The 5948-nt window shown below is 47.2% G+C and carries 6 protein-coding genes and 3 tRNA genes; 5 read left to right on the top strand and 4 right to left on the bottom strand.

Translation table 11 applies throughout. The features are described from left to right. Positions 1–33: 33 nt before the first annotated feature. A tRNA-Arg gene (locus tag AC9UGD_RS06015) sits at positions 34–107 on the top strand. Between the two features lie 79 nt (positions 108–186). Here AC9UGD_RS06015 and AC9UGD_RS06020 read toward each other — a convergent pair. From AC9UGD_RS06020 to pstC, 4 genes are all read right to left on the bottom strand, one after another. Further along, entirely contained in the window at positions 187–1335 is a 1149-nt protein-coding gene (locus AC9UGD_RS06020) for a substrate-binding domain-containing protein (RefSeq protein WP_509570921.1), read from the bottom strand. 114 nt (positions 1336–1449) lie between these two features. Next, positions 1450–2292, bottom strand: a complete 843-nt coding sequence (locus tag AC9UGD_RS06025) for a phosphate ABC transporter ATP-binding protein (protein WP_509570935.1) — start codon at positions 2290–2292, stop codon at positions 1450–1452. A 49-nt stretch (positions 2293–2341) separates the two neighbouring features. After that, entirely contained in the window at positions 2342–3391 is a 1050-nt protein-coding gene (gene pstA, locus AC9UGD_RS06030; RefSeq protein ID WP_509570924.1) for a phosphate ABC transporter permease PstA, read from the bottom strand. Next, positions 3388–4377 (bottom strand): phosphate ABC transporter permease subunit PstC, encoded by a 990-nt coding sequence (gene pstC, locus AC9UGD_RS06035; RefSeq protein ID WP_509570927.1) that lies wholly within the window; start codon positions 4375–4377, stop codon positions 3388–3390. The genes pstA and pstC overlap by 4 nt, the downstream gene beginning before the upstream one ends. A 101-nt stretch (positions 4378–4478) precedes the next feature. Here pstC and orn point away from each other — a divergent pair, with 101 nt between their 5' ends. From orn to AC9UGD_RS06055, 4 genes are all read left to right on the top strand, one after another. Then, entirely contained in the window at positions 4479–5054 is a 576-nt protein-coding gene (orn, locus tag AC9UGD_RS06040) for an oligoribonuclease (protein WP_509570930.1), read from the top strand. A 25-nt stretch (positions 5055–5079) separates the two neighbouring features. Further along, positions 5080–5155 (top strand) — tRNA-His (locus AC9UGD_RS06045). A gap of 53 nt (positions 5156–5208) precedes the next feature. Beyond that, on the top strand, positions 5209–5694 hold the full coding sequence (locus tag AC9UGD_RS06050; protein WP_509570932.1) for an inorganic diphosphatase: 486 nt from the start codon (positions 5209–5211) through the stop codon (positions 5692–5694). A 178-nt stretch (positions 5695–5872) separates the two neighbouring features. Continuing rightward, a tRNA-Lys gene (locus tag AC9UGD_RS06055) sits at positions 5873–5945 on the top strand. The last annotated feature ends 3 nt before the right edge of the window (positions 5946–5948 follow it).

Consider the following 5948-nt stretch of genomic DNA (forward strand, 5'->3'; position numbering starts at 1 on the left):
ACGGGTAGACTATGCATTACGACCCTCCTACAAGCGCCTGTAGCTCAGTCGGATAGAGCACCCGCCTTCTAAGCGGGTTGTCGCAGGTTCGATTCCTGCCAGGCGCGCAGCAGTTTTAAAACATAAAAGAACCCAGGGCTACCCTCGCGGCCCTGGGTTCTTTTATTTATTTATTGAGTTTTGAGATTACTTGTTTGCGCGAGCGAGTAGTTCTTTCGCCTTGGCAAGGAATGTTCCTTCGATAACGATGAAGCCAGTTGAGGCTGCACCTAGTGAACACTCTGGAGACAAGAAGTACTCAGCGAGCTCCTTAACAGCAGCTCCCTTTGTCTTATCTTCATATGAAGTCTCTAGCAACATGTAACTGATGATTCCAAGTGGGTATGCGCCTGCAACCTTTGTGTTGTAGTCAAAAGTAACGATTCCATCAGCAGCTTGCTTTGCCTCACCTAGGAATGCAGATGTTGAAGCTGAATCTGGAGCTGTGAAGTTACCAGATGCATTTCCAATGTATGCGGCACGGAGACCAAATGATGTACCCCACTGCTTTTCTGCATATGTAATTGAGTATGGAGACTTGGCTGCAAGTGTTGCTACACCTTGTGAACCATTTGCACCAACAATACGACCGATATTTGCAGTGTCGTTGATGTTTCCTGGGAAGGCAGTTGTGAATGCATCGTTAGCTGGCTTTGTCCAGACTGTTGGAGCTACACCATTCATGAAGCGTGTGAAGTTGTTTGAAGTTCCTGATGTATCTGAACGGAAAACAACCTTGATTGGCTTGTTTGGAAGTGTGTAATAAATAGTTTTTGAAGCGTTACGCAAAACAATTGGATTGCCTTTTTTATCCACAGCAACGTTTCCTGATGCAGTCTTTCTGTAGATAACTGACTTTACAGTGCGGTTGTTATCCGCGACGATCAATGGGTCATTCCACTTTGTAATTTCACCTGAGAAAATCTTTGCAACTGTAGTTGAAGAAAGGTAGATGTCCTTCTTTGCAGGTAGGTTAACTAGAACTGCAATTGGAGCTGCAACGATTGGTGCATGGTAAATTGTTGAACGCTTCTTGGCACCTGTATGCGCTGAATCTGAAAACCAGAAGTCTCCAATTTTGTTATCGGAGTTGTTCTTACCTGTTCCTGAACCGGTTGATGTGTAAACAAATGAGTGTCCGGACTTCTTAGCAAAGCCTGCCTTGCACGCTTCTACTAGAGGAACAACGAATGACGCGCCTGAGCCCGCTAGATCAACAGCGTGTGCTGGCTGCGCAGATGAAACTGCGATTACTGCGGCAACAGCGAATGCTTTTGCCTTATTTGAAAACTTCATTTAATACCTTTCGTAGGAGGGTAAAACCTTTACATCCACGAAAGTAATCAGCCAGAGTTACGGCTAGGCAAGAACTAAGTAAACAAAACCCCTACCTTTGGTGAACAGTAGGTGTTACCCGAACCGTCCAGTTACATAATCTTCGGTGCGCTTATCGGTTGGAGAAGAGAAGATTTTGCTGGTTGGCGCTGTCTCAACCATGACTCCTGGACCACCATCAGAGAGGAAGAAAGCTGTGTAGTCAGCAACGCGAGCTGCTTGCTGCATATTGTGAGTAACGATGACGATGGTCATTGACTTGGCTAGCTCTGAAATTGTTTGTTCAATTCTAAAAGTTGATCCTGGGTCAAGGGCAGAACATGGCTCATCCATTAAAAGCACCTGAGGCTCGACTGCTAAAGCGCGTGCAATACACAAGCGCTGTTGTTGTCCACCAGACAGAGCACCACCGTGCTCGCCGAGGCGATCCTTAACTTCACTCCATAGTCCTGCACGTACCAGGCATGACTCGAGCAGTTCATCAGTATTGCTTTTCTTCAACTGGGCAAGCTTGAGTCCAGACAAAACATTTTCACCAATGGTCATTGATGGAAAAGGGTTTGGCTTTTGGAAAACCATACCTACACGAAGACGAATCTTTGTTACATCTGTTCCGGGTGCGTAAATATCTTTGCCATCAAGCAGAACTTCACCAGCAAGTGCTGCCGTTGGAATGAATTCGTGCATGCGGTTAAGAGTTCTCAAATACGTTGACTTTCCGCAGCCCGAAGGTCCAATTAATGCGGTGACGGTACCGGCAGCAAAGTCCAATGAAACATCGGAGAGCACATGCTTTGTGCCAAACCATGCGTGAACTCCACGAGTCTCAAGACCTGTCCCTAGAAGGTTTGTCCCTGGGACTCGTTGCTCACGATTGCCTGCAACTGATGCAAGTGATGATGGCGTCGTTGTCTGCATATTTTTCTCCATATTGTTATCGTTATTTGAATTCTCTGTAGGTGTCATCTCAAGCTACCTTTCTACCGCTTAGGTAACGGGCAAGCCCGAATAGAACCACAATCAGGATTAGCAAGATCAACATGCCACCCCACGCTCTTGCATATGCCTCTTCTGTTCCGCCTGTAAGGAATGCCTTCCAAATATAAAACGGTAGCGAGCCCATTGGACCCGAAGTTGGATTGAAATTAAGTGCATCTGCGCCACCTGATACAAGCAGGAGTGGAGCGGTTTCACCGATGATACGAGCGATTCCGAGGATTACCGCGGTAACTAATCCGCTTTTTGCAGCAGGAACTACCACGCCAGAAACGGTGCGCCACTGAGTTGCACCTAGTGCTACTCCTGCTTCACGAAGTTCGTTTGGAATCAATAGCAGCATCTCTTCAGCTGTGCGTGCAATTGTTGGAATCATCAAGATGCTTAATGCAAGTGACCCCATCAGGCCAGTTAGCTCCTGCGTTACAGGAATAACTAAAATCGAAAGAATAAATAAACCGGCAACGATTGATGGCACACCGCTCATTGCTTGAACAAGAAACTTAATTGGCCGTGCTAATTTGCCGCGAATCTCAGTTAAGTACAGTGCGGTTAAAAGTCCAATTGGGAAACTGACGATGAGCGCGCCGCCCACCATGATGATGGTTCCGACTAAGGCGTGTAAAAGTCCGCCTGCTTGAACTGGATCGTTAACAGAAGCCATTGTCATATCGTTGGTAAACATGCCAAAGTGGATTCCCTTGTAACCCTTTAACACCACTGTCATAACAATGCTCACAATTGGAATCAGGGTTATGGTCATTGCCAGAAATGCAAAACTGCTTAACAGGGAATCTTTTGCAGCAGCTAAATCACGAAGTCGCAGTTGTTGCACAAAAATCAAAAGGCTGGCAAAGAAAAAGTAGGCTGCTGCAAAACCCAACTTGCCATTTAGCCCAGTAAGTTCTACCGCAGCACCTGCGAGAACACCGGCCAGAGCTAATAAGGAAGCGGTAGCCAATCTCTGTGCGATCGAAGTGCCCCAAGGCTTTTGAGGTTTTGGAATCGTGACTTGATTCATCGTCCCTTTTTCCCAAACTTATTGATTAATACGTCAGAGATAGCGTTTACGGTCAAGGTTAGAAGGAACAAGACAAGGCCCGCTGCCATTAATGCATTTACTTCTTCTGGACCCGCTTCTCCGAACTTCAAGAGAATAAGTGAAGCAACGTTTCCACCTGCACCGAAAAGCACCTGCCAGTTGATCTGATAAACAACGTTCAGCACTGTGTAAACCGCGACTGTTTCACCCATTGCACGTCCTAGACCAAGCATTGCTCCGCCTACTACTCCGCCACGGCCATAAGGAATAACAACTGCGCGAATCATCGCAAGTTTTGATGCACCTAATGCATAAGCTGCTTGCACTCGATCCAAAGGTGTTTGATCAAAGATTTCACGAGAAATTGCGGTAACGATTGGAATGATCATAATTGCAAGAACTAAACCTGCAATAAATGGTGAGCGTTCAAAGATTGGCGCGGGAACATCAAAGATTGGAATAAATCCTAAATACTTATTGAGAAGTTTTGCCCAATATTCTGCGCTGCTCATCAAAACGATGAAGCCCCAAAAACCAAAAAGAAGTGATGGAAATGCGGCCATAAGGTCGATTAAAGAAATTAAAACCTTCTTTACTGATCCGCGTGCATAGAAGGTTAAATACAAAGCACTCAAAACGGCGATAGGAACACCGACAATCACAGCGATGAAAGCTGAGAGGAATGTTCCGATAAGCATTGCACCAAGACCGAAGGTGCTTTCAGCAATCTTGCCGTCGGCATCTTGCAATACTTCCCACTTGGATTCGGTTATGAAAGAAAATTTCTCAACACGCAAAACACTTATTCCCTTTAGTGACAAGAACAGAGCAATCAAGCCAAGGATGACCAAGGATGTCATTCCACCAATGGTGACCACTGCCCGGAAGATTTGATCCGAGCGTCGTGGCTTGGTCGTGATTTGCCGCGGGGCGGGGATTGCCGACTTGTTTTCAAGCAATGTCATGAGGTGAATCTTGTACTTACGCGGGATTTTTTACATAGACCGAAGGTGTCTAGCAGGTTAACAAAAGGTGAAATCACCCCTTTGCCCTTAAGGTTGCCCCCATGGCTAATGAACAACCCAATTTGATCTGGATCGACTGCGAAATGACGGGACTTTCCTTGGAAAAGGATGTCTTGGTCGAAATCGCCGTCCTTGTGACCGACTCTGATTTAAATGTCATCGGCGAAGGTGTGGACGTTGTCATCAAGGCGAGCGCCGAGCAGCTGGCGGCAATGAATGAGTTCGTCACCCAGATGCACACGACCTCTGGATTGATCACTGAAATCCCCCATGGAATCTCTGTTGCCGAGGCCGAAGCCAAGGTCATTGCCTACCTGGAAAGCGCATCGACCCAACCCGGCAAATCCCCGTTAGCCGGCAACTCGGTCAGCGTTGATCGATCATTTATCGCGCGCGATATGCCATTGCTCAACGATTATCTGCATTACCGAACTGTTGATGTTTCATCGATAAAAGAGTTGACCCGCAGATGGTTTCCTAAGGCGTACTTTGCCGCTCCCGCAAAGACGGGCAACCACCGCGCCCTTGGTGACATTCAAGATTCAATCGCAGAGCTGGCGTATTACCGCCAAGCAGTCTTTATTTCCGCACAAACAGAGGCTCCAACCACCACCTAACAACAGGTAGACTTGGCAACTCATGGTGGACGTAGCTCAGCTGGTAGAGCACCCGGTTGTGGTCCGGGATGTCGCGGGTTCGAGCCCCGTCGTTCACCCCAAGTTTTTCTTTAGTGATTAACCCTCGCACCACTAAGTAGAAAGCCGGACTGAAATGATTTTCGACGTCGTTGTTGAAATCCCAGCGGGATCGCGTAACAAGTACGAGATCGACCACATCACTGGCGAGGTTCGTCTAGATCGCATGCTCTTCACATCAACTCGTTATCCCTATGACTACGGTTTTGTAAAGGGCACCCTTTCTCAAGACGGCGATCCCCTTGATGCTCTGATCATGTTGGATGAACCAACTTTTCCTGGTTGCGTTGTTTCATGTCGTGTAATCGGAATGTTAAACATGACAGATGAAGCTGGCGGAGATGACAAACTGTTGTGTGTTGCAGCGGGTGATGTACGTAAGTCTTATCTTCAAGATTTAAATGATGTGCCTGCCTATGAACTCTCTGAAATCAAGCACTTCTTTGAAGTCTATAAAACTCTCGAACCAGGAAAATCTGTGCAAGGCGGCGAATGGGTTGGGCACGTTGAGGCAGAGTTGGAAATCAACGCTTCCTATGATCGATATAAAGGTTCTCACTAAGAATTTGGCAAAGCTTTTTCAGGTGTAATCCCAGTGACCGCAAGGCTTAGGACGAGGTCAATCCCGATTTCAAGGTGACTCACACGCCCAGTATGCGGATGTTGCAGATGTGCGACAAGGGGTATCTTCCTGATAGGTTTCCCCCTGCATTCAAGCGTTTCCGGCGCCTGTGTGCCTCGGGTGGTTAGCTCAGTTGGTAGAGCAGGTGACTCTTAATCACCGGGTCGGGGGTTCGAGTCCCTCACCACCCACTT

The sequence above is a fragment of the Candidatus Planktophila sp. genome, from assembly GCF_044232745.1.
Lineage (GTDB): Bacteria > Actinomycetota > Actinomycetes > Nanopelagicales > Nanopelagicaceae > Planktophila.